Here is a 2988-nt window from a genome sequence, read left to right on the forward strand (position 1 = left end):
ACACAATTAAGAAAATCGAAATGGCTGAGGTGATGACGTGCATTCCCGTCGCAGAACTCATCCAGTTCGCTAAATTCACAATGCCCCAGGCATCCAGAATGGCACTGATAACCAGCACAACAACTATCAACTTGAAGACTTTAAATACACGAGGCAGCTGCTCATTAATACGATTCTCGGCATTTGCCAGGTGCTGCTTAAAGGCTTTTGGCAGAGTAATGCCATGTTCAGAGGCCATATCCAACAAAGCAATCACCCCGATACCGACCAGAACAGCTACAACTGTTTTTATCGTCGCTAACAGAATAATCGGCAAGGCCTCTTCTGATTTCACTAAAAGCCCTGTACCCAATACCAGAAAATAGATAGATGCAAACCAATGCCAAGTCTTGGCTAAGACCCGTAAGGTGACATCATTCACACTAAAATGGCTATGTTTGGCTGTAGCGATTAACTGCTCTTTCACCGTATTTTTCTTTTTAAAGACCACGCTTAGAGCAAAAATAATGGTAAAGAGAACAATAACAAGATTGGCTAATTGACTCAGACTTTCTGAAATCGACATAGCCAGAAATGGCACAATAAACAACGTGCCGTAACCAACTAATGACACGATGATAGAAAAGAAGCTCGACCAGTAACGAGCGGTTTCCGTGGAAATAGAGAGTAAGCGCAAGCCTTCATTTCTTGCTGCAAATATAGCTCTAATCAGTACTTTGGTAAGTTCAACTGCCAGGAAGATATTTAAAAACAGCGTTTCTGAAACAGCAATATCACCTACTTTTCCTACCGCTAACAAAGCAACGCCATACCCCGCCAGCCAAGCTAATGCCACTACAGCAATATCTACAATTGTTGCAATGATGACCGCGGTTACTTTAATGATAACAGCATGTGTACTATGCTCACGCATAGCGAAATTGTTGGTACTGCGAAAAATAAACCGAGCCAGTATTCTGAATATAATAAAACTCAGAATCGTTGCTGCAGCAACAATCGCTGTAGTGATGAGATCCTTAAACCAACCTTGAGTCGTTTTATCAGATCCTGTCCAGATAGAGGTAATCGCATCCCAACTACCTTTAAGGGTGGACATCATGGTTTGAACAACCGACTGACTTTGCTCTGCAATAGCCGCGGCAAGGGAATCCTCAGACTTTTTGTCTTCCGCTTTTTTTTCGCTATTCGATGACTCTTTGCCATTTTGCTTATCAGCATTGTCTGACAAATTATTTAATTCTTCGATTAACTTATCACGCGTTTCAGGATTCTCAATTAAGTTGGCTAAACTTCGGTAAACATCGGCTTGTGATTCACCCGATTTTGGATTCTGCAAGCTTGTAGAAGATGGATCAGCATTCGCCATCGATTGCGTTGGTGAAGCCAAACCCAGCAAAAATACAGTGATAAGTAATAGCTGGGGCAATAAAAAATACGTTCGGACGTTTGGCACAAAGTTCTCCTGAAGTTAAGCCAAATTATATATTGCGAAAAAGATAATGGCTGGCAACCATAACAACTCAGCACATCAGACACAAATTAGAACACACTCATGACAATCAATAAATGTGGTGATTGAATTGAATGTCAGGCTGGTAGAATAGAATCAAAAATAATCTATCCTCTATTTTCTATCAAAGATTCTTTTCAGACAGGACTTCTTATGGACTCTGATATCCGACTCAGTTATGCCGGGTTGTTAAAAAATCATTTTGGTCTGATTGCTGCTGCTTATCTGGCAGTGTTTACCGGTAATCTTGGACAAAGCTTTTTTATTGGTTTATTTCGGACTGATATCAGCGAATATCTTAATATATCTGCCGGTGAGTTTGGCTCTATCTACGCGGTGATTACGATGATCAGTGGCTTTTTGGTCATGCACTTTGGTCCAAAAATCGACTGGATAGCGCCGCGTCGTTATGTACTTAGCGTGCTTATTGTTTTAACGATTGGCGTATTAATGCTCACCTTGTCCCCCTGGTGGGGCTTATGTGTGTTTGGCCTGGGTTTGCAGCGCTTATGTGGACAGGGATTGATGACTCATTTTGGCAGCACACTTGCCGGACGTGAATTCTCTACTAATCGAGGTAAAGCACTGGGGCTTGTCACGCTGGGCATGCCAACAGGTGAAATTATATTACCGCCTATTATTGCTTTAATGGCTGTCAGTTTTAGCTGGCAGCAGGTGTGGTGGAGTAGTCTTGCCGTGCTTATTGGGCTCTGGGCTTTACTGATTTTATTTGTTGACTGGCCTCCTGCACCACGTCAAAAGAACGAGCATAAACAACATAAAGACGCAGGACCCAGCCCTACCCGTGATCTACGTTTCTGGTTATTACTGCCAATGCTGATGGTATTACCCATTACCCTGACAGGCATTTTTATCTATCAAGCTCAGATGACAAAAGATTTACTCGCCAGCCCGACGACATATGCTTTGGCCTTAACAGGATTAGGTATCGCTCGTTTTCCCGGAGCGTTATTAGGGGGGCGTTGGATTGATGAATACGGTGCCACCACGTTGGCAAAACTTTACCTGATTCCATTTGCTTTAGCCTTATTAATTGCCGCTACCGTTGGTGGGGATATGGGTATCTGGATTTTAATGCTTGGGGCTGGCACAGCATTAGGTATGTCTTCGCCGATTGGGGATACGTTATTGGTTCGACTATGGGGCCGAGATCACTTAGGTCAGGTGCGTTCGTTGAAGTCAGCCTTTTTAGTATTTTCTACTGGTATCGCACCGGCATTTTTGGGTTTTATGATCGATGCCGATGTCTCTTTTCAGAGCATCTTACTAGGGATGCTGACTTTCCTAGTCATTGCCTGGATATTGGCACAAGGGCCGATAAAGTAAGCACATCAAAGTTCGGAGATATAATTTTTTCATTCTACAGTTTTTCCGTTATTATCAAATCAACCTTAAATGACCTTGCGTAATTTAAGGTTGATTATTCCCATTTAAATTTAAAAACAAGGAAAGTAGAT

The 2988-nt window shown here is 42.3% G+C and carries 1 protein-coding gene and 1 pseudogene; one reads left to right on the forward strand and one right to left on the reverse strand.

What is annotated here, in order from left to right; translation table 11 throughout:
- Window positions 1-1453, reverse strand: a pseudogene (locus B4K20_RS07540) (mechanosensitive ion channel protein MscS); the annotation flags it as partial.
- Between the two features lie 210 nt (window positions 1454-1663).
- On the opposite strand from B4K20_RS07540, the gene B4K20_RS07545 reads away from it, so the two are divergent.
- Complete coding sequence (locus tag B4K20_RS07545) at window positions 1664-2857, forward strand: MFS transporter (protein WP_289282451.1); 1194 nt, start codon at window positions 1664-1666, stop codon at window positions 2855-2857.
- Window positions 2858-2988: the final 131 nt, after the last annotated feature.

This window comes from Methylophaga sp. UBA5088, assembly GCF_002414625.1.
GTDB lineage: Bacteria > Pseudomonadota > Gammaproteobacteria > Nitrosococcales > Methylophagaceae > Methylophaga > Methylophaga marina.